This is a genomic window from Desulfococcus sp., assembly GCF_050178255.1.
Taxonomy (GTDB): Bacteria; Desulfobacterota; Desulfobacteria; order Desulfobacterales; family Desulfococcaceae; genus Desulfococcus; species Desulfococcus multivorans.
Window position 1 is genome coordinate 1 of the sequence record NZ_JBFXGG010000059.1, and the last position, 20,272, is coordinate 20,272.

General features: G+C 58.0%; 16 protein-coding genes and 1 pseudogene. 6 read left to right on the forward strand and 11 right to left on the reverse strand.

What is annotated here, in order from left to right; translation table 11 throughout:
• The 7 genes and pseudogenes from AB7S84_RS11475 to AB7S84_RS11505 all read right to left on the reverse strand — a co-directional run.
• A pseudogene (locus tag AB7S84_RS11475) lies at positions 1 to 283 on the reverse strand (hypothetical protein); the annotation flags it as partial.
• Positions 220 to 1,002, reverse strand: a complete 783-nt coding sequence (locus AB7S84_RS11480; RefSeq protein WP_428154559.1) for a hypothetical protein — start codon at positions 1,000 to 1,002, stop codon at positions 220 to 222. The gene AB7S84_RS11480 and the pseudogene AB7S84_RS11475, both read right to left, overlap by 64 nt.
• 436 nt (positions 1,003 to 1,438) lie before the next feature.
• The gene (locus AB7S84_RS11485) at positions 1,439 to 1,774 is read right to left on the reverse strand and encodes a phage holin family protein (protein WP_020877377.1); all 336 of its coding nucleotides are present in this window, start codon (positions 1,772 to 1,774) and stop codon (positions 1,439 to 1,441) included.
• 60 nt (positions 1,775 to 1,834) lie between these two features.
• Entirely contained in the window at positions 1,835 to 2,635 is an 801-nt protein-coding gene (mtgA, locus tag AB7S84_RS11490; RefSeq protein WP_428154561.1) for a monofunctional biosynthetic peptidoglycan transglycosylase, read from the reverse strand.
• 25 nt (positions 2,636 to 2,660) lie between these two features.
• On the reverse strand, positions 2,661 to 4,052 hold the full coding sequence (locus tag AB7S84_RS11495) for an aspartate kinase (RefSeq protein WP_428154563.1): 1,392 nt from the start codon (positions 4,050 to 4,052) through the stop codon (positions 2,661 to 2,663).
• A gap of 142 nt (positions 4,053 to 4,194) precedes the next feature.
• A complete protein-coding gene (locus AB7S84_RS11500) occupies positions 4,195 to 5,547 on the reverse strand; it encodes a sigma-54-dependent transcriptional regulator (protein ID WP_040415404.1) in 1,353 nt (450 codons plus the stop codon).
• Positions 5,540 to 7,663 (reverse strand): ATP-binding protein, encoded by a 2,124-nt coding sequence (locus tag AB7S84_RS11505; RefSeq protein ID WP_428154565.1) that lies wholly within the window; start codon positions 7,661 to 7,663, stop codon positions 5,540 to 5,542. Before AB7S84_RS11505 ends, AB7S84_RS11500 begins: the two co-directional genes overlap by 8 nt.
• A gap of 188 nt (positions 7,664 to 7,851) precedes the next feature.
• On the opposite strand from AB7S84_RS11505, the gene AB7S84_RS11510 reads away from it, so the two are divergent.
• From AB7S84_RS11510 to AB7S84_RS11520, 3 genes are read left to right on the forward strand one after another with little or no spacing between them, the layout of a single operon-like run.
• Entirely contained in the window at positions 7,852 to 8,865 is a 1,014-nt protein-coding gene (locus AB7S84_RS11510; protein WP_020877382.1) for an ABC transporter substrate-binding protein, read from the forward strand.
• A gap of 60 nt (positions 8,866 to 8,925) precedes the next feature.
• Entirely contained in the window at positions 8,926 to 9,690 is a 765-nt protein-coding gene (locus AB7S84_RS11515; RefSeq protein ID WP_428154568.1) for an ABC transporter permease, read from the forward strand.
• On the forward strand, positions 9,675 to 10,523 hold the full coding sequence (locus AB7S84_RS11520) for an ABC transporter ATP-binding protein (RefSeq protein WP_428154570.1): 849 nt from the start codon (positions 9,675 to 9,677) through the stop codon (positions 10,521 to 10,523). The genes AB7S84_RS11515 and AB7S84_RS11520 overlap by 16 nt, the downstream gene beginning before the upstream one ends.
• A 12-nt stretch (positions 10,524 to 10,535) precedes the next feature.
• Here the strand turns inward: AB7S84_RS11520 and AB7S84_RS11525 are convergent, their stop codons facing one another.
• The 4 genes from AB7S84_RS11525 to AB7S84_RS11540 all read right to left on the reverse strand — a co-directional run bounded on the left by AB7S84_RS11525 (position 10,536) and on the right by AB7S84_RS11540 (position 14,714).
• Complete coding sequence (locus AB7S84_RS11525) at positions 10,536 to 10,931, reverse strand: RidA family protein (protein WP_020877385.1); 396 nt, start codon at positions 10,929 to 10,931, stop codon at positions 10,536 to 10,538.
• A 77-nt stretch (positions 10,932 to 11,008) separates the two neighbouring features.
• Positions 11,009 to 12,667 carry an NAD-dependent malic enzyme gene (locus AB7S84_RS11530; protein WP_428154573.1) on the reverse strand — a complete coding sequence of 553 codons (1,659 nt, stop codon included), beginning with the start codon at positions 12,665 to 12,667 and terminating at the stop codon, positions 11,009 to 11,011.
• Positions 12,668 to 12,849: 182 nt separating this feature from the next.
• Complete coding sequence (locus AB7S84_RS11535; RefSeq protein WP_428154575.1) at positions 12,850 to 13,203, reverse strand: hypothetical protein; 354 nt, start codon at positions 13,201 to 13,203, stop codon at positions 12,850 to 12,852.
• 56 nt (positions 13,204 to 13,259) lie between these two features.
• Positions 13,260 to 14,714 carry a metal transporter gene (locus tag AB7S84_RS11540; protein ID WP_428154577.1) on the reverse strand — a complete coding sequence of 485 codons (1,455 nt, stop codon included), beginning with the start codon at positions 14,712 to 14,714 and terminating at the stop codon, positions 13,260 to 13,262.
• A gap of 1,424 nt (positions 14,715 to 16,138) precedes the next feature.
• Between AB7S84_RS11540 and AB7S84_RS11545 the strand changes: the two genes are divergently transcribed.
• From AB7S84_RS11545 to AB7S84_RS11555, 3 genes are read left to right on the forward strand one after another with little or no spacing between them, the layout of a single operon-like run.
• Complete coding sequence (locus tag AB7S84_RS11545) at positions 16,139 to 17,188, forward strand: efflux RND transporter periplasmic adaptor subunit (protein WP_428154579.1); 1,050 nt, start codon at positions 16,139 to 16,141, stop codon at positions 17,186 to 17,188.
• Complete coding sequence (locus AB7S84_RS11550) at positions 17,188 to 19,023, forward strand: ATP-binding cassette domain-containing protein (protein ID WP_428154581.1); 1,836 nt, start codon at positions 17,188 to 17,190, stop codon at positions 19,021 to 19,023. Before AB7S84_RS11545 ends, AB7S84_RS11550 begins: the two co-directional genes overlap by 1 nt.
• Positions 19,020 to 20,192 (forward strand): ABC transporter permease, encoded by a 1,173-nt coding sequence (locus tag AB7S84_RS11555; protein WP_428154583.1) that lies wholly within the window; start codon positions 19,020 to 19,022, stop codon positions 20,190 to 20,192. Before AB7S84_RS11550 ends, AB7S84_RS11555 begins: the two co-directional genes overlap by 4 nt.
• The last annotated feature ends 80 nt before the right edge of the window (positions 20,193 to 20,272 follow it).

Here is a 20,272-nt window from a genome sequence, read left to right on the forward strand (position 1 = left end):
GGCACCGGAAAGGTATCTTTATTGAAATTGATGATGGAACCCTCGCTGAGGGATATCCGCACCTGGTTCGTAAAGTAATCCTGAATCCGCTTGTAGGGCAGATGCTGAAATTGTGACATGTAAACCGGATGGACCTTTCTTGCCTGTTGGGATCGCTTGACGGAGGCCTGCCGTTGTTGGTGCTGTTCAGGTTCAGGCAATTGGCGAAAAGAATGATGATCAGGATCTCAAACATTGATCGAACGGCAGATGAAATCTGTTGAGGTCTTTTTTCGCCCTCGATTCGATGGCCGGGATCAGGGTATCGGCATCACTGTTATGGGCCGGCTTCACCACCACATGGGTGATCGGACTGAGGGGCGTTTTCTGATTCTGATCATCCTTGTCCTGTTCACCCTCGCAAAAGATTTCCATCGCCTGGACGGGGTACCCTTGACCTTTGTACCCGCTGTAGGAAGCTTCCGGATCCGAGGGATTTTGCAATGAGCTTGCGGGAATCGCCTTCGGCGATTTGAGTTCGACTGGATGATTCGATTTGTCGGTCGGATCGCCCACTCGCCGCATATTGGATTTCCATAACGTTTTGGGCGAAATGTATTTGGCGTCGTCAGATTCTTCGCTGATATTCAGGGCATAATGCCATTGGATGTTGAAGGCAAACTGCCGCACCGTTTTTTTGCCTCTAAAATCGAAAGCCTGCTGCGGAATGAGCGCGCCGAGCGTAAAGAAAAACTCCCTGGTGGGTCTTCCGAATGAACTGCTGAAATGCTCGAAGACCTCGCTCACGGGAATTTTCGGGAGAACAACCTCACGAAACAGTCCCAACCGGCCTGTGTCGAGCATTTTCCGCCTCCTGGGCGTCAAAAAATCCCAGGAGCCGAAAATGTCAAGCTGATTCGGGTTTTTCGCTTTGATCATCGGATTACCCTTAACCGATCGATTATCCTTATCTTTTCTAACACATGTCCCAGAAAAACACAATAACTGAAAAACATTAAACATTATTCAATATTATTACAGACAGGTAATTGTTGCAAACTTTTTACGAACGCATCAATTTCTGACTTTGACGGAATTATTAATTGATAATATACAGAATTTTTTGCGCTTTGTCTATGACAACAGCGCGTTGATGCCTCAAAAATGACGAGGGTCCAAATTTTCCAAGGTCTCTATCTACCACGTGCTTTTTCGATGGATATAAAAATACCACCACACTATTCTAAACCGATTTTGCAAACATTTAAAAATGCCCGACGGTTCATCAAACATAATGATCTGCTAAAATAACGCCGAGATACCCTCTACCTTGATTTTTGCCGTCAGACTGCCAAAAGTATTTGCAGGGAAATTGTTCTCTATCGTACGCTTTAATCGGATGAACCCAGAAACTTGAGGCTAACTGTTACGACTTACGTCTGTTTTAATGCCCTCTTTCCTACAGCAACAACCACCGCAGTCCGCTGTTGATCAAACTGATCAGGAAGGCCGCGATCAGGGTGCTGCCGAAACCGTCGATCTCGAAATCGTCGAGGAACTTGTCCGTCAGCCACAGCAGGATCGCGTTCACCACAAAGGTAAACAGGCCGAATGTGATCACGATGAAGGGAAAGGCGAGAATCGTGAGGAGCCACCCTACCAGAAAACTGATCACGCTGTAAACCAATGCGACGACAACAGCGGTGCCGTAGTTCTTGATCCTGATGGTGGGCATGATATTGGCGACGATAAAGACCGCCGCCGAAAAAAAGAGGATGTTGAGCAAAAAGTTCATCTTGAATCTCCTTCTCCTGGGTGAACGTCAGGTTATGAAATTTCATTCTCCACGTCCGGATCAATTCCGGAAGGCGAGACCACTCTCCCCCAACTGCCGCATCTGCCGTCGGATCCAACGGCTGCGACTGAGGACATAGTCCGAGGGGCGGTCCACATGGTAGCGGTAGGGGTTGGGCAGCACCGCAGCCATGCGGGCGGCCTGGTCGGCCGTGATGCGGGCGGCACTCCTGCCGTAAAAACGCAGGCCTGCAGCCTCCACCCCGAAGAGGTTGGGGCCGAACTCCACGATGTTCAGATAGACCTCCAGTATCCGCCGTTTAGGCCAGAGGGCTTCCAGGAGCACCGTGAAATAGGCCTCCACACCTTTGCGGAGCCATGTCCTGGAAGGCCAGAGGAAGAGATTCTTGGCGGCCTGCTGCGTGATGGTGCTGGCACCGCGAATCCGTTCCCGTTCCTCGTTGTCTTCGATGGCGGCGACGATGGCCCGCCAGTCGAAGCCCCGGTGTCTGGCGAAGAGCTGATCCTCGGCGGCGACTGCCGACAACTGCATGGGCTTTGAGATTTGATCCAGGGGCACCCACCGGTGGCGGCTCAAGGGCATCTCTTCGAGAGGCGGAGACAAAGCGCGATGAATGCGCCAGGCCCATACGGGCGGATCGACGACCCGGAGGACCAGCACCACGAGGACGGTGACGGCCACCCAGAGGATCAGGAGGTAGACGGGCCATCGCCACAGACCCTTTCGACGAGACCTCCCGACCGCGCGCTTCCGCGGCGCTGCCGCGGTCCGGGAAGGCTTTTTCCTCAAGGTGATCCGATTTCCGGAGGATCTGGAAGACCGGAGAGATGTTGAAGACACGGCGTCGTCGCTCCTTTTGCCGTTCTCATTCGAGTCTGCCGCAACGGGGCGATGAGAAGAAGCTGCTGTGGATGGCGTTGACGCCGCTCTCCAGATCCTTTTCCGCCACGAGGAAATAGAGAGCGGCCCGAGACGGGCCGAAGGAGATCATCTCAACGTTGACCCGACAGTCGGCCACGGCCGTAAAGCATCGGGCGGCGATGCCCGGCCGTTTCTGAATGCCGTCGCCGACAATCCCGATAAGAGCCACGCCGTCAAGCCGGTCGATCTGTCGAAAAGGGCGAGGGGCGATATCCATCAGTGCTTCCCGGGCGGCATCAACATCTTTCCGGGAGAGAAGGAGGCTGATGCAGGTCTGGGAGGTCACCACCGACTTGATATTGATGCCCTTCGCCGACACCGCGGTCGCCACCTCTCCCAGAATACCCCGGCGGGCGCCGACGCCCGATGCGTAGACCTTGAGGACGGCAATGTCGGCGTCATAGGCGACGCTCTTGATGACGGATGCCGGCCTCGGGCTCCGTGCAGTGATGAGGCTTCCCGGGCCGTCGGGGTTCAGGGTGTTCTTGATCGCGATGCGAATGCGCTTCTTTCGAACCGGTTCCACGGTGCGGGGGTGGAGAATCTTGGCGCCGAAATAAGCCAGCTCCGCCGCCTCCTCGTAGGACAGGGTCGGGATAAGGGTCGCCTCGCTGACCAGCCGGGGATCGGCGCTCATGAATCCCTCCGTGTCTTTCCATATTTCCAGGACTTCCGCGTTCAGGGCAGCGGCCGCCACTGCCGCTGCATAATCACTGCCGCCCCGGCCAAAGGTCGTGATGTGGCCGGTGTCGCTCACGCCGAAAAAGCCCGGGAAAAAGAGAACGACGTCCCGAGCCAGCAGCGGAACCAGATGTTCCCTGAAGTTCTGTTCGGTTCTGGCAATGTTGGCCGTGGCATCCCCGTATTTTCCGTCGGTGATAAGACCCACCTGGTGGGGCATTCGGCAGGTGGCCGAAACCCCCCGGCTCCGCAGGGCGGCGGCCAGGAGTTGGGCCGAAAAGCGCTCCCCGAAGCTGGTGACGGCGTCGGTCAGGCGAGGGGTGATTTCACCGGTGAAATTGAGACCGTAATAGAATCGCTCGAGCCGCCTCAGGCTGTTGCCGAACTCTTTGTTGAAGATCTTGAGCTCCGTCGGCCGGCCGATAACGTGCCGCGCCACGAGCTGGTGCCGGGATTTGATGTCCGCCATGATGCCGGGAATATGCTCTTCATTTTTGAGCGCTCTGCCCATGCCCTGGATAAGCAGATCCGTCACGCCATAAAGCGCCGATACCACGAAGACCTGCCCCTTGCCCCGTTCCGTTATCAGATCGACGATTTGCTGAATCGTCTCCTTGCCGTGGAGGCATCCTCCCCCGACCTTGATGACTTTCACCGCTGTATTCCCTCCTCCTGGCTGTTTTACCGGCATGGATTACCATCACCTTCCGGTGATTGATTGGAGATCATGCCACATAAAGACCTCTATGATCAAGCGCTTCAGGGCATTCGCCGGCACCGTTGAGAATCCTGTCCCTCTATTCGATGCCGTAAGCCGCCATCTTGGCGTAAAGGGTCCGCCGACCAATGCCCAGAATTTCGGCGGCCTTTGAGCGGTTCCCCGAGGCGGCGGCAAGGGCGCTTCGGATGGTTTGCCGCTCGGCCGCCTCGACAGCGGTTTTGAGGCTGACGGGGTGTTTTGGAACCCTGTCCGCAACACCTCTGCCGGCAGGGGACGGGGATAGGCAGTCGGCGGTGATGGCCGCTCCTTCGGCAAGGAGAACCGAGCGCTCAAGGACATTCTTGAGCTCCCGTATGTTGCCCTTCCAGGGGGCTTCCATGAAGCTCTGGAGCACGAGAGGATCGACCTTGGAAACACGCTTGCCGTACCGGCGATTGAGCTCCCGAACGAAGTTCCTTACGAATGGAATGATATCCTCGCGGCGCTCCCGGAGAGGCGGCAGATAGAGGGGGATCACCGCCAGACGATAATAAAGGTCTTCCCGAAAGCGTCCCGCGGCGACCTCCTGATGAAGGTCCTTGTTCGTGGCCGATATGTAACGGACGTCAATAGCAACAATCTGGTTGCCGCCCACCGGTTTAATCACCAGATCCTGAAGCGCCCGCAGCAGCTTGGTCTGGGTGGCCGCCGTCATCTCCCCGATCTCGTCGAGGAAAATGGTCCCGCCGTCGGCCTCTTCCAGAAGCCCTCGTTTTGGCCGAACCGCACCGGTGAAAGCGCCCTTGACGTGGCCGAAGAGTTCGCTCTCGATGAGATTTTCCGGAAGAGCGCCACAGTCGATGGTCACGAAAGGTCGTCCGCGCCGTCGGCTCGTCTCGTGGATGCGCCGTGCGAAAACCGACTTTCCCGTGCCCGTCTCTCCCTGGATGAGAACCGGTGCGTCCGAGCCGGATATCTTTTCGATGGTTTGCATCATCTCGAGAATCCGTCGGTTATTTCCGATGACGATGGACCGATCCGCCTCGTCTTCATCGGCGTGGATCCGGCTGAGCTTCCGGTGCAGCTTGCCGAACTCGACGGCTCGGCTCGCAAGGATCGCCAGTTCTCCAGGCTTGAAGGGTTTGGTTACATAATGGAATGCCCCGATCTTGATGGCCTCCACCGCCGTTTCGATGGTGCCGGCACCGGTTATCATGATAAAGGGGAGATCTCGATCCGTCTCCCGGATCATCCGGAGAAGATCGAGCCCGGAAATCCCGTCCAGGGCCTGATCGCACACCACCAGGTCGTAAGTGGTCTGGGAAAGCAGGCGCCAGGCCTCCTCGCCCGACGCTGCCGCCGTAACGGCGTACCCGCGGCGCGAAAAATACCGCGCCAGGAATTGGAGCATCTCGGGCTCATCCTCTACGAAAAGAATCCGGTCACCCATTGTCGCATGCCTTTGCGCCATCCGCTTCCAGCTCCCGTTGGGGGATCCTCACGATCATCCGGGTGCCGCCGGAAGTCCCCGGCTCGCAGCGGATATCCCCCCCGTGCCTCGCCACAATGTTCCGAGCGACAAACAACCCCAGTCCAAACCCTCGCTGTTTACCCCGGGTGAAAAACGGCTCGAATATTCGTTCACGATCCGCTTCGGGGACCCCAATTCCCGAGTCTTCCACCACGGCCGAGACCATTGGTACAAGGCCGGTCCTCTCATTTACCAGCCAGACACGGATCACGCCCTCCCCGTCAATACTCTCGGCGGCATTCAGGAGCAAATTGATGAAGACCTGCTGCAAGCTCCCGGCGTCCCCCTGGACGGGAAATAGACCCGTCGGCAATCCTTTCTGCAGGCGGATTCGCCTGAGCCGCGGCCTGACGAAATGGATACATTCTTCTATGAGCTCCGCAAGGTCGACGACCATCCGACCCGCGAAACCGGTCCCCTCGGGGCTCTGGGAGGCCTGTGCCAGGAGCGTCTCGGTGATACGCCCCGCACGCACGGCATTGCGCCGGATAACGTCGAGACTGTTCCGGATCTCTTCAGGCGAAAGTCCACCGCTCATGAGTTCTTCGGTGTGGGCCAGAACGATGCCGACGGGATTGTTGATTTCATGGGCAACGGAGGCTGCCATTTTCCCGATGGTGGCGAGCCGCTCGGCTTGAATCAGCTCCACCGCCATGCGCTTGCGACGGGTGATGTCCCGGGCGAAGCAACAGGCGAGCGGTTCGTCCGCACTGCCTTGCTGAATGCCGGCTGCCACCATCTCGACATTGATGTTGACGCCCGTCGACGCGATCAGACGGATTTCAGTACCGGCATAGCCGTCCGCGAAGAGCTGGTGGAGAAACCGGTCCACCGACGTCCGGTCCGCCGACGCCGCCAGAGACGGCAGGGCCGTGCAATGAAGCGTCGCTTCGTCCCAGCTGAGCTTTCGTCTCGCGCTCGTGTTGGCAAGCCGGATCTCTCCGGATCCATTGATGACGAAAACCATGTCCGGCGAGGATTCGATAACGTCCCGATACCGTTGTTCGGACACCCCCAGATCCCTGGTGATCCGGACAACCTGACGTTTGAGGGTCTGATTCCAGAGGATGATCCCCCCGATCCCCGCCGCGAAAATACCGATGAAGATCGAGACATAGAGTCGGTAACGTATCCAGAAGAACGCCCAGCTCCAACCGCCAAGCCATTTCTCTTGAACGCGGCCGAGGCTGCCGTCGCTGACGGCCATCCCAAGCCCCATGCTCAGACGTTTCAGAAGAGCCGTGTTCCCTTTGGGGACAATGACGGCAAGGGGAAACTGACCTATGGTGACGCCTGCCTGGCGGACGCGCTTCAGATCGAACTCGTCCGTAAGCGTTTTAACCACCTGCTCGGACAGCCCCACAAATAACTGGGCCTGATTCCCGTCGAGCATTCTGAGGGCCTCGAGAATGTCCCGGGCCTGAACAATATTAACCCCTTCCCGTTGCAACCCCAGATCCATAAAAGGCTGGCCCCGCACCACCACAACGGTTTTACCGGCGAGGTGATGCCGGCGGTCGGGATCAACACCCGCCTGATTGGCGTAGAAAAAACGCTTCACAAAAACACTGATCTCAAGATAATCATAGGCCTGTCGAATCGATTCCGTCAGGACGACACCGCAGACCATGTCGATGCGATCCTCCGCAAGGGCCGTGAGCAGGTCTTCGGGTTCACCCACCAGAAACCGGGTTTCCTCGTCCATGATCCCACCGAGGGTCTCCATGACGTCGACGCTGTAGCCCCGCACCCGGTCATCTCCTTCGCCCTGGTAGCTGAATGGAGGAAAGGCGATGGGCATGCCGACCCGCAAAGCTGAATGGGCCGGACAAATAAGGACGAGAAGGATGCCTGTCATGATGCCGAGCCGATATAACGCCCGCCGCATGACGCGGATCAGGATGAATCGGTTCGAATTGTAGCTGTTCCTGTTGGTTGGCACCCCGTCGATCCCGTCAACTCTCGTCAAATTGAAAAAGGAGAAGAGTGTGCTGAATTCGGCACACTTGCCGTTCTGATGCGCCGAATTCAGCACACTCCTCGTCTTCACGGCATTATTTTAAAACCTACCATAGGCATAACCTTACGTAAATACGGAATTTCATCATTATGGCACATATTTTGTTTTTTGACGATGGACAGGACATGCGGATTGGAGGAACCTGCTCCGATTCAGGATTGCATTATCCAAAAGCACCTCACGTCAAACAGAAGGAGGAAGTTATGAAGTCTACCAAGGTATTTCTGGCAAGCGCCGCCCTGATGCTGGCATCATGGCTCATGTTCACGGGCGTTTCTCAGGCCGAGGAGGCCGGGGCGCCGGAGAAGGTTACAGTGGTCTACGGCGGCTCTTCCTGGCTGGGACATTATCCGGTCTGGGTCGGCGTCGAAAAGGGGATTTTCCAGAAGCACGGACTGGGCGTGCTCTTTCAGAACTTCTACGCCTCTTCGGGGCGAATGGGTTCCCTGGTGGCCGGCGACCTCGACATCGCCTCCACCGGTTCGATCTCGGCCATCGCCCTCATGGCCTCGGGGAGCAAGGGATTCATGACATTCGCCACCCAGGACTCCTACGCAACGGTGGAAGGGCTCATCGCGCGGGAGAATATCAAGACCGTCGCGGATCTCAAAGACAAAAAGGTGGCTGCCCCCTTTGCCTCCAGTGCCCATGTCCTCATCCTGGATCTCCTGGAGCAAAACGGCATCGACCCCGACAAAGACCTCACCCTCATCAACCTCAAGGTCAATGAAATGCCCGCAGCCATGGCATCAGGCGAGATCGACGCCTGTGCCGCGTGGACGCCCCATTTCAACAACCTCCTCAACATGCCCGGCAACCACCTGCTGGCTGACGATACGGCTTTCAGCCTCTACAAGCAGTACAGCCTGGGGCCCGGTCCGGACATCATGGTGGTCCGCCGCGAGTTCGCCGAAAAATACCCCAACACCTGCAAGGCTTTCGTAAAAGGCTATTTCGAAGCGGTGGACCTCCTCATCCGGAATCCCAAGGAATGCGCCGAGGTGCTGGTGAAGCTGACCAACCTCGGCATGGAGGAACAGATGTCGGTTCTCAAGGACATTCAATGGATTCCCGGTGCCGAACAGCGGGCTCTCATGGTCGAACCCGGAAAATTCACCGAAGGTATGCAACGGCTGGCGGAGTTTCTCGTCAAACACAAGCAGATCGATGCCGCACCCGTCGTCAAGGAATGGGTCGCCGCGGATATGATGCCCTGATTAGAGCCGCACCGGCGGGGCGGGACGACACGTCGTCCGCCCCGCATGGAAGGGGGATGTATGACATCGAAATCAAACAGCAATCTGGTATTCGTCAGCCTGGGATCCCTCCTCGTCTTCCTCGGCCTCTGGGAATTCCTCTGCCGTATGGGATTCATCGAACCGCTCTTTATGCCGTCGCCCACCCAGATCCTCGCCCGAGCCGTAAAAATGATCGGGGACGGCAGTCTCGTGCAGCATACCCTGGCCTCGACCCGGCGGGTCATGGTAGGATTTATAGTTTCGAGCCTCGTGGCGATCCCCTTCGGCATCTTCCTGGGATCGTCACGATTTTTCATGGCCGTATTCGATCCGTTCATCTCCCTTTTGCGGCCGCTTCCCTCCATGAGTTGGATTCCCCTCTCCCTGCTCTGGTTGGGCATCACCGAAACCCAGAAATACTCCATCGTCTTCATGGGATCCTTCGCCCCTTCCCTTCTCTATATCATCGAAGCCACCAAGAGCATCGATCCCCTCCTTGTCCGGGCCGCACGCAACCTGGGCGCATCCAACCTGGACGTCATGCGGGAGGTGATTCTGCCGGGTTCCCTGCCCCAGATTATCGCGGGGCTCAAGGTCATGCTGGGGATCGCATGGACCTGCATCATATCGGCGGAATTGGTGGCGGCCCGTGAAGGCCTGGGCTTCATGATCATGAACGGCAAGGAATATTTCCAGACCGACACCGTGCTTCTGGGCATGGTGATGATCAGTATCACGGTTATGATCATCGATGTGCTTTTCCGCAAATTCGAAAGGAGGCTTTTGCCATGGACACGTCAGTAGCGCCATCGGCGAAAACGCCAGAAAACGGCATCACGGCAAACGCCGCTCCCAAAATCTCCGTCAAAGGTGTCACTAAAGTGTTCTCCAGCAAGCGAGGCGAGGTGACGGCGCTGAAAGATCTCTCCCTGGACATCCGGGACGGGGAATTTCTGGTTATCGTCGGGGCTTCGGGGTGCGGCAAGTCGACTCTGCTCAACCTCGTGGCCGGATTCGATAGCGCGACCCATGGGGAAGTGCTCCTGGACGGACGGCCCGTCACCGGGATTACGCCGGAATGCGGCATGATCTTCCAGCAATACGCCCTCTTCCCATGGAAGACGGTCCAGGAGAACGTGGAATTCGGACTCAAAATGAAACGGATGCCCAAATCGGAAAGGGAGGAGCGGGCTGCAAAGTTCATCGAGCTGGTGGGTTTGAACGGTTTTGAGCGAACCTACCCCCACCACCTGTCCGGCGGGATGAAGCAGCGGGTCTCCATCGCCCGCTCCCTGGCCAACGATCCTCAGGTCATGCTCCTGGACGAGCCTTTCGCCGCCCTGGACGCCATGACCCGCCAGGTGCTGCAGGAGCAGTTGGTGCGCATCTACGAGAAGCACCGGAAGACCATCATCTTCATTACCCACTCCATCGACGAGGCACTCCTCCTCTCGTCGAGCATCGTCGTCATGACGGCCCGCCCGGGACGGATCGCCCAGGAGATCACCAACGACCTGCCCCATCCGAGAAACGCCGACGTCCAACTCTCGGAGCGTTACCTGGAGTTGAAGCGCCACATCTGGTCGAGCGTTCAGGCGGAGGTATTGAAAAGCATGGAAGTGGAGACGGGGCAATAAAGCACGATCGGCCTATTCGTTCAGAAGGGCGACGGCCTCGACCTCAACATGGGCGTTCTTGGGGAGACGCGCCACCTCCACACAGGCACGGGCCGGCGGATCGGTGGAAAAGAATTCCCCATACACCTCGTTGATCATGGCGAAATCGTCCATGTTCCTGATGAACAAGGTCGCCTTTACCACCTTGTCAAGGCTGCTGCCCGCGGCGATCAGGATGTTGCCGAGATTGGTCATGGCCTGACGGGTCTCCGTTCGGATATCCGAATCGATCAGGCTGCCGGTTGCGGGGTCCAGGGCGATCTGTCCGGAGACAAAAACGAGAGTGTCGGTTTTGACGGCCTGCGAATAGGGACCGATGGCCTGCGGTGCATCGGAGGTCCTTACGATACTACGCTTGTTTGCGCTCATATTCCGCCTCTTCGGTAATGGTGAACCAGGGGTGGGAGGTCTCCGCGCTTCGGAAACCCACCCACCCTCGATCGGGTCTATACATAGCTCTGGTAATTGGGCTCGTAGACATGGGATTGAATGAAGTCCCGCAGGTCGTCGGGCCTGGGAACACCGGCAAGGCCCTGATCAAAGGCCACCTCGGCTACGGCCGCGGCGATCTTGATCGAGACCTCGCGTATTTTGACCAGTGGGGGATAGATGCTGCCCCGCTCGAAATCCTCCTGCGACACCTCGCCGGCCAACACCCGTGATGCCGTCATGAACATCTCATCGGTGACATGCTTCGCCCGACTGGCGATCACACCGAGGCCGACCCCGGGGAAGATGTAAGCGTTGTTCCCCTGACCCGGCTCGTAGGTGACGCCCCTGAGGTTCACGGGTTCGAAGGGACTGCCCGAGGCAAAGACGGCGCGGCCGTCGGTCCAGGCATAAGCCTCCAGAGCGGTGCACTCGGCATTGGCCGTCGGGTTGGAGAGGGCAAAGACCAGCGGCCGCTCGTTGCACCGCGCCATCTCCTCCAGAACCGGTTGACTGAAGGCCTTGGCTTGTCCCGATACGCCGACAACGGCGGTGGGCTTGAGGGCCTTGACCGCATCGAGAAAATCGGCCTGGTATTCAAATTCATGGGCATAGGGCAGCTTGTGCGCTGCCAGCTTCTGGCGGCTCTTGACAATGAGCCCCTTGGAATCGGTGAACCAACAGCGCTCCCGCGCCTCTTCCTGGGAGAGGCCCTCGTCCATCATGGCTTTCACGATCAGGTCGCCGATGCCGGTCCCGGCTTCCCCGGCGCCAAGAAACAAAATCTTCTGGTCGACCAGTTTTCCGCCGATCATCCGCATGGCTGCATACATGCCGGCGAGGGCGACGCTCGCCGTCCCCTGGATGTCGTCGTTGAATGTGCAGACCCGGTTTCGGTAACGGCCCAGCAGCCGAAAAGCGTTGATGTTGCCAAAATCCTCGAACTGAATCAGGGTATGGTGAAAATTATCCTGGACCGCCATGATGAATTCCTCGATGAGGCTGTCGTATGCCTCCCCGCGGATCCGGTCATGACGCATGCCGAAATAGAGGGGATCGTTTTGAAGTTTGACGTTGTTGGTGCCTACGTCAATGGTCACCGGCAGACACCATGAGGGATGAATCCCCGCGCAGGCCGTATAGAGGGAGAGCTTGCCGACGGGAATCCCCATTCCCGCGACCCCCAGATCGCCCAGCCCCAGAATCCGTTCGCCGTCGGTAATGACAATCACCCGGACGTCCTTATTGGGCCAGTTCTTGAGAATCCTGGAGAATTTACCTTTGTTCCGGGACGAAACAAAAATCCCTTTGGGGCGTCGGAAAATGTGAACATATTCCTGGCAAGCCAAGCCGACGGTAGGGGTGTAGATAATGGGCATCATCTCCTCGAGATAGTCGGCAAGTACTCGATAATAGAGGGTTTGGTTGCGATCCTGAAGGGCCGCGAGAAAGATATATTTTTCCAGATCGGAGGTTTTTCTTCGGTAATTGCCCATGGCCCTCAGGACCTGCTCGGACATGGTATTGATGCCCGGCGGCAGCAGCCCCCAAAGTCCGAGGGCATCCCGCTCTTCACGGGTAAACGCGGTTCCCTTGTTGAGGGCGGGATCGTAGAGGTAGTTGATGTTGGAGGGCGTGTTCGGGTAAGTGAGCCGGGAATTCAGATCATGCGCCATTGTCGATCTCCTTGACGGGTTATCAATCGCTTTCAAACAAACCGCCGCCGCCGGCGGCGAGGCCGACATCTTGTGTGTCCGCCTTAAGTTTATGACAAAAAAAGTTTTGATGATATCCCACGAGGATCTCTTTGTAAAGACCGATCTTTTTCACTGCCAATATCGCAACTGACGTCGGATAACTACCAGGATTCCGCAAATCCTCTGAGGCCGTCCATGTAAAGTTGCCCACAGGCAACGAAAAGCGGCAGCGAGGTCGACAGCAAGGGCAGACGGCATTCCGCGGCCGCATCGATGACGCCCCGATCAACCCGCCTTCCCCTCACGAATACGATACACCCCACTTCGGCGATAATGCCGAGCCTGACCACCTCCGAAGTGGTCAGGCCGGTCAGCAGTACGCAATCCCTGTCCGCCGATTTCAGAATTTCGGCCACCAGTTCCCCACCACAGGCCGACCAGATGCTTCGGTCCTGAAAAGCCTCACCCGTGAGATAACGGGCCTCCAACAATTCCTGGATTCTTGAAATTTTCACGGCTCGATGTCCTTGTCATTCCGGCATCACGTCGGCGGGGGCTCCGGGCGTCGGCATCAAGGGGTTGCGACGATCTTGTCCTGATCCAGGTGAAAGCGAACGGGTCCCCGATAGTTTTGAGTTCCGAAGCGGGCATGAAGCGCGCATTCGGATGTCGGGTTCGACCAGGAGGTGGCGATGGCCACGTGGCCTTTGGGAAATGCCGTCACCTCCGCCGGGATATAGTCCAGGGGTGCCAGCGCGGTTTCCTTCTCCACCAGGTCGTCCTTTTCACCGTAGCAGATCAGCCAGGGAATGCCCTTTTCCTGGATTCGCCCGAAGTTGAGCGGTCTGCCGAATAGCTTGACGGGCAAGGTGCCGTCGGCGGTAACCGGAATGTTGTAGGAATCGAAGCTCATGCGGGTGACGGCCAGGGGAAGATCGCACCGCTCGTTTTGAAGCCAGTAGTTGATGGCTGCCGCCGTCTTGCTGATCTTCGGCGGCCGGCCGGCTCTCGGGTTGAACATCATGAGGTCTCGCAGGAAGGCGACCACCGGGAACTCGGCCTCGATGCTCTTGAGTTTATACACCCATCCCATGAGGGTTCCATCCCCCACCTTGTTGCCGTTCGGCAGTTTTTTAGTGCCATACATCAGATCGTTGAACCGTTTGGGAAGATTGCCGAAAAAAGCCTCGAATCCCCGACTCCGGGTTCCGTCCATGGGAGAAACGCAGGTGATGAGCGTGTCCACGACGCCGTCCAGTTCGCCGGAGAGCAGACTGCAGACCGCCATGTAGCCGCCCTGGCAGTAGCCGTTCAACGTCACCGGTTTACCGTGGGCCGCCATGATCCTTTCACAAAAAATTCGCGTGTCTCGGGCGTCATCTTCTCCGGTGGCGAGTTGGACGGCCGGCGTCACCGCGATATCCTTCATGATACGGATATAGGTGGGGATTCCCACGTTGGCAAAGCAATGGGCATAGCTGCGATTTTCCCGGGGCAGGAATCCCAGGATATTGGCGCCCAGTACATAGGGGGGCAGAATCAGAATCGGCTTTCCGTCACGCCGTATCTCCGTATGAGGATCTATAGGCAGGATCTGGTAAAGGATAAACCGGTCGGTTTCCGCAACCTTGACATTCTCCCCCCGCTCGAACCCGAATCCATATTCGGATTCGATGTCCCGGATCGCCTGCGGATAGCCCCTGACCAGCATCTCCGACATTATGGCCTGCCGCTCCGTGAATGCGAGAATGTCTCCGCCGTTGCCGTCCCAGTCGAAGACGGTGCCGAACAGGGCATCCATGGCCTTTTTCAGCTCCATGTTGCTGAAATCGCTCATGGCTTTCATGCTTGAAATGATGGCCCTGCTGCTCACGTCGCTGTTGAATTGCATGAGCTCCGCATAGGACATGAGGCCCTCCATCGGATCGGTCTTCGTCATTTTTTCTCTCTCGGCTTCGGTGAAATAGCTGGTCGCGAGAATATAAGGCACCATGAATTCGTTCATGTATCTGCAAAATCCGCTCATGCAATTTCCAGCGGATAGGGTCTGATTGTACATTGCTTTGAATAATGACAAATATTTTTCCATCAGATCAGATTTCCTTCTTCCAAGAATTCATTTTTGTCTACATCCCGCCAAGCGCCGCAACAGACCCTCGGAACCCTGTCATTCTTCATAGGATCCGCTTTGAATGTTGGGTCCCATTTTAAATGCCGATCCGGAGCCATGCGTTTTGATCCGGCACTCCCATGGCGGGCGCCTTTCAGGATTCGATAAAGTATGCAGCAAAATCCAGCAGTGTCAACTTTTATTTTGCGATGCATCATTTTACATTAGTCCGAACCCATGACCGGCTCAACTCATTTTAGTGATATATATAATTTTAACAAATAATTGAATCATTAATTCTCCTGCGTAACTCTCCAGACAACAAAAATTCAAAACTTTTTGCGTCGCATCATTTTGTTTCAGGCGCCGGCACAGAATCAACCTTTGCCGCCGCCTGTCTGATCCGACCCCGGACAAAACAGGTTGGCTGCCCGCAACGGTGGGAAAGCGCATCATGCGCCAGACATTCCTTGCAGACCGATGGGTAAAATAATGTAAATGCCCGGCAAGACCTTATGTATTGGCTATGGAAGGTACCGCCGGCCGAAAGCCGTGCCTTGGGCCGACAGGGGGGTCCGACGTTCCCGGGGATAGATGGAATGCTGAAGACGCCGATTATATCAGGGCCCAACTTTCGACTTTCACAGGCCGTATCCTCCCGGCACCGCTATCCGGTCATCATCATGAAAGTCGAAAGTTGAGATCAGGATATTTTTATCTGATCATAAACCCGCCGCCGCGGATGAAATACACACTTGGGGGTATTCCAGCGAAATGAAAACCCGCTTAGACTGAATTCAATGATCATGCGGAGACCGATCCAAAACCCTTTCCGCCATCGTGCCGACGACTTCTTCGCCTGCCGAAAGGAGGACGTGTATGACCATCAATTCAAAGCAGTTGGACCGCTCATCCCCAACCACATCCTTCGCCTCCTGCGGACACCAGAGACTCATTCTCCTGCCGAAGTCCGGCCATCGCCTGCGGTGTTGCCGTTGCAAAAAAATTCTCCCCCCGGAAACTTCCCGTCTACGCTTCTGCCCCAGCTGCTATGCGACTGACGGCTTCCGACAATATACGTTTATGGAGACCAATATCATAGACGTCTCATTTGCGCGTTACCGTTGCGAAGACTGCGGCATGATGATCCACGCCCGATAGGCCAGGCCGCCGTCAGACCTTCAATTGTCGTTGAAACCGGTGGTGGGATATGTTAACGGATAAACTATTCCACCGCTGCTGGGAAACAGGGTCCTCCTCGACCGAGACCCCGCCAACCCGGAGTGAAAATGACGGGGAGGTATCTGGACGTCCGACTACAGGGCGAAACATTACAACAAATGAGAAGAATTGCCAAATTTGCCATCCTCGCGCTCGCCTGCGTCGGGCTGATCGTTCTGGGTCTGCGCTATGTCATTTTCAAAGACGCCCCCCTTGAAACCACCGAAATCGTCCTTTACGGCAATGTCGACATCCGGGAAGTCGAACTGGCCTTCAACGGGAATGAGCGGATTGCCGACATCCGTGTCGAGGAAGGACAATCGGTCCGGAAAGGGGATCTGCTGGCGAGACTCGAAAGCCGACGACTGCAGCTCGCCGTCGACCGGAGCGCGGCCCGGGCGGCGGCACAGGTCAATATTGTCGAGAAGCTGCTGGCAGGCAGCCGGAAAGAAGAAATTTTTCAGGCCCGAGCCCAGGCCGAGGCCATTCGGCAGCGGGCCGAAAGTGCCAGACGCACCTACGAACGGCTCCGCCCCCTGGCCGACGAGAATCTGGCTTCCCGGGACAGGGTCGACACCGCAAAAGCGCTGGCCGACAGCGAACATGCAAGCCTCGAGGCGGCTGTTGAACGTCAGAATCTTGCGGAACGAGGGCCTCGCAGGGAAGACATTGCCGCGGCCCAGGCCACGCTCAAGGTTCTCCAGGCGGAGTTGGAGATCGCCCGCCGGAATCTCATGGACGCCGAGCTTTTTGCCTCCGATGACGGCGTCATCCGAAACCGCATTCTCGAGCCCGGCGACATGGCCTCGCCCGGACGCCCCGTGCTGACCCTGGCCCTGAACGACCCTGTGTGGGTTCGGGCCTATGTCTCCGAAACCGACCTCGGCAGGATCCATCCGGGCCAGACGGCCGTCATCAGGACGGACAGCTTTCCCGACAAGGTCTATCCGGCATGGATCGGTTATATTTCCCCTACCGCGGAATTCACCCCCAAGACGGTGGAGACCACCGAGGTCCGCTCCCATCTCGTCTACCAGGTCCGGGTCTTCGCCTGCAACCCTCAAAACGAACTTCGCCTCGGCATGCCGGCCACCGTCACCATTCCCCTGAACGCTCATCCCGAGCCCGGGAACGATCCGCCCCCCTGCCCGGGACGGGATGAACCGTAATGTCGGCGCCCGATGAAATCCTCGGACCCGCGATGCCGGCGGACGAGAGCCCTTTCGTCATTTTTGCGGAAAACCTTCAGAAAAGTTTTGCCGCCGGGAAAAAACGCGTCAAAGCCCTCGACAAGGTCACCATCCGGGTACGCACGGGAGGCGTCACCTGCCTCATCGGCCCCGACGGCGCCGGAAAGACCACCTTTATGCGGACGGCCGCGGGTCTGCTCAAGGTGGACGGCGGTCAAATGACGGTTTGCGGCATCGATGCGGCAAAGGATCCCCTGGCCGTTCAGGACCGGATCGGTTACATGCCCCAGCAGTTCGGCCTGTATGAAGAGCTGAGTGTACAGGAAAACCTGGATCTGTACGCCGATCTCCAGGGCGTACCCCCGACCGCAAGGCCCGGAATCTATGCCGAACTGATGCAAATGACCCGCCTCGGGAATTTCACCGACCGCCTGGCGGGTCGTCTCTCGGGAGGCATGAAACAGAAGCTGGGGTTGGCCTGCACACTGGTCAAGCCGCCGCGTCTCCTGCTTCTGGACGAGCCCACCGTAGGCGTGGACCCGGTATCCCGCAGGGAACTGTGGGCCATCGTGACGCGGCTTGTCAGTGAATCGGGAATCAGTGTTCTCCTGAGCACCGCCTATCTCGACGAGGCGGAGAGATGCGACGCGGTGGTGATCCTTCACGAAGGACAGGTTCTCGATGAAGGCCGCCCCGAGGATTTCGCCCGGCGCCTCACCGGACGCACCTTCCGGGTCCAGGTCCCTCCAACCGCGAAACGCCGTGTTCAGGCGGCTCTTGCCGGCCGGAAAGGCATAATCGATACGGTCATCCAGGGAGACGCCGTGCGCGTCGTCATCGCGGAAAACCGCGGCGAAAGCGTGTCGCCCGCCCGGGAGCCATTCCGGACAGGCACACCCGCTCCCGACAATCTGATCCGCGGCATCCCCGACGCCGCCGTTGAACCCGTGCCGCCCCGGTTCGAGGACAGTTATATCGCGCGCCTCAAGGAAACAGGGGCCGGCGGGCAAGGCTTCGAAATAGATATCCCGGCCTCCGAAAACCGGGGGAACGACACGGAACCCGTTATCCGGGTCGACCGCCTGCAACGTCGGTTCGGGAGCTTTTACGCAGTCCGGGACGTGAGTTTCGAGGTCCATTCCGGGGAAGTGTTCGGGCTCCTGGGCGCCAACGGCGCCGGGAAGACCACGACATTCCGCATGCTGTGCGGGCTTCTGCCGGCAAGCGACGGAGAGATGCGGGTCGCCGGACTGGACCTGCGGAGAGCGACGGCCAGAACCCGTGCCAGAATCGGATACATGGCCCAGAAGTTTTCCCTGTACCGCAACCTGAGCGTGCGTCAAAACCTGCGATTTTTCAGCAGCGTCTACAATCTCCGAGGTCGTGAGCGAAATCTCCGAATCCAGTGGGCCCTTGACCGGTTTGACCTTTCGGGGATGGCGGATGTCGCCGGCGAAGAGCTTCCCCTGGGGTACAAGCAGCGACTCGCCCTCGCCTGCGCGCTCATGCACGAACCGGAGATCCTCTTTCTGGACGAACCGACCTCCGGCGTCGACCCCATGGCCCGGCGGGAGTTCTGGTCTCACATCAACGTATTGGCACGGAGCGGCGTCACCCTGATGGTAACGACCCATTTCATGGAAGAAGCGGAATACTGCGACCGGCTCGCCATCATGGCGGCCGGACGAATCCTGGCCGTCGGAACCCCCACCGAGATCAAGGCCCGGGCCGCCTTGCACCTCGGCGCCCCGTCGGGGACCCTTGAAGAGGCCTTCATCGCCCTCATCGAGACCGAGGCGGATAACGCGGAATGAGGCCTTCACCGGACCGCCGGACATTTGAACGCCCCCGGCGCCGCATCGTCGGCATGCGCCGGTTGCGGGGTATGATCCGCAAGGAATTTCTGCAGATCCTTCGGGACCCCAGCAGCATCGCCATCGCCTTTCTGCTGCCGGTACTTCTCCTTCTGATCCATGGGTACGGCGTTTCCCTGGACGCCACCAACGTACCCATCGCCTTTGTCGCCGAATCACCGAGCGCCGAAGCCGTCTCTCTGGGGGAGGCGTTTGCCGGATCGCCCTATTTCAACGTTCGGAAGTTCCGGACCATGCAGGACGCCGTGACCGCGCTCACCACCCACCAGGTCAACGGCATCGTCCGGGTGCGGGACAATTTCTCGGGCATTCTCGATCCATCCCGACAAGCGCCCATACCCATCCAGGTCATCCTCAACGGCGTGGATGCCAACACGGCCCGGCTGGTGTCCGGCTACGCGGACGGCGTGTGGGCGCTTTGGCTCCAGGACCGGGTCCGGCAGGCCGGCGGAGAGATCCGGCCGCCCGTGGAGCTCGTCAGTCGAATCTGGTACAACAGCGAAATGCGGAGCCGGAATTTTTTGGTGCCGGGACTGATCGCGGTGAACATGACCCTCATCGGCGCCCTGTTGACGGCCATGGTCATGGCCCGGGAATGGGAGCGGGGAACCCTCGAGGCGCTCATGGTCACGCCCGTCTCCATCCTCGAAATTCTGCTCGGAAAGCTCATCCCCTATTTCATCATGGGGATGGGCGGCATGGCCCTCTCGGTCATCATGGCGGTGGGGGTCTTCGCGGTGCCGCTCCGAGGCTCACTGGGCGTCCTGGTCCTGACGTCGTCCGTCTTTCTCCTGGTCTCTTTGGGTATCGGGCTGTTCATCTCCATCGTCGCGAGGAACCAGTTCGTCGCCGGGCAGATCGCCATCATCGTGACGTTCCTGCCGGCATTTCTCCTCTCCGGATACATCTTCGACATCGCCGGCATGCCCCGAGCGGTGCAGATCGTCACCCATGCCGTCGCGGCCCGGTATTTCATCGCCATTCTTCAGTCGAGCTTTCTGGCCGGCGACATCCCGGCCGTAATCGGTCCCAACCTCGCGGCCCTCGTTCTCATGGCGGTCTTCTTCCTGACCCTGTGCGGCCTCAAGTCCAAGAAACGATTGGATTAGAGAGGTCAGGGTATGATTCACCGCATTGCCGCACTGATCGTCAAGGAGTTTCTGGCCCTCTTCCGCGACAAACGGAGTCG

Coding starts and splice junctions, on each gene's coding strand:
- AB7S84_RS11480 (WP_428154559.1), bottom strand. CDS start 1,002: ATGTTTAATGTTTTTCAGTTATTGTGTTTTTCTGGGACATGTGTTAGA.
- AB7S84_RS11485 (WP_020877377.1), bottom strand. CDS start 1,774: ATGAACTTTTTGCTCAACATCCTCTTTTTTTCGGCGGCGGTCTTTATC.
- AB7S84_RS11500 (WP_040415404.1), bottom strand. CDS start 5,547: ATGGGTGACCGGATTCTTTTCGTAGAGGATGAGCCCGAGATGCTCCAA.
- AB7S84_RS11510 (WP_020877382.1), top strand. CDS start 7,852: ATGAAGTCTACCAAGGTATTTCTGGCAAGCGCCGCCCTGATGCTGGCA.
- AB7S84_RS11515 (WP_428154568.1), top strand. CDS start 8,926: ATGACATCGAAATCAAACAGCAATCTGGTATTCGTCAGCCTGGGATCC.
- AB7S84_RS11520 (WP_428154570.1), top strand. CDS start 9,675: ATGGACACGTCAGTAGCGCCATCGGCGAAAACGCCAGAAAACGGCATC.
- AB7S84_RS11525 (WP_020877385.1), bottom strand. CDS start 10,931: ATGAGCGCAAACAAGCGTAGTATCGTAAGGACCTCCGATGCACCGCAG.
- AB7S84_RS11530 (WP_428154573.1), bottom strand. CDS start 12,667: ATGGCGCATGATCTGAATTCCCGGCTCACTTACCCGAACACGCCCTCC.
- AB7S84_RS11540 (WP_428154577.1), bottom strand. CDS start 14,714: ATGAGCGGATTTTGCAGATACATGAACGAATTCATGGTGCCTTATATT.
- AB7S84_RS11545 (WP_428154579.1), top strand. CDS start 16,139: ATGAGAAGAATTGCCAAATTTGCCATCCTCGCGCTCGCCTGCGTCGGG.
- AB7S84_RS11550 (WP_428154581.1), top strand. CDS start 17,188: ATGTCGGCGCCCGATGAAATCCTCGGACCCGCGATGCCGGCGGACGAG.
- AB7S84_RS11555 (WP_428154583.1), top strand. CDS start 19,020: ATGAGGCCTTCACCGGACCGCCGGACATTTGAACGCCCCCGGCGCCGC.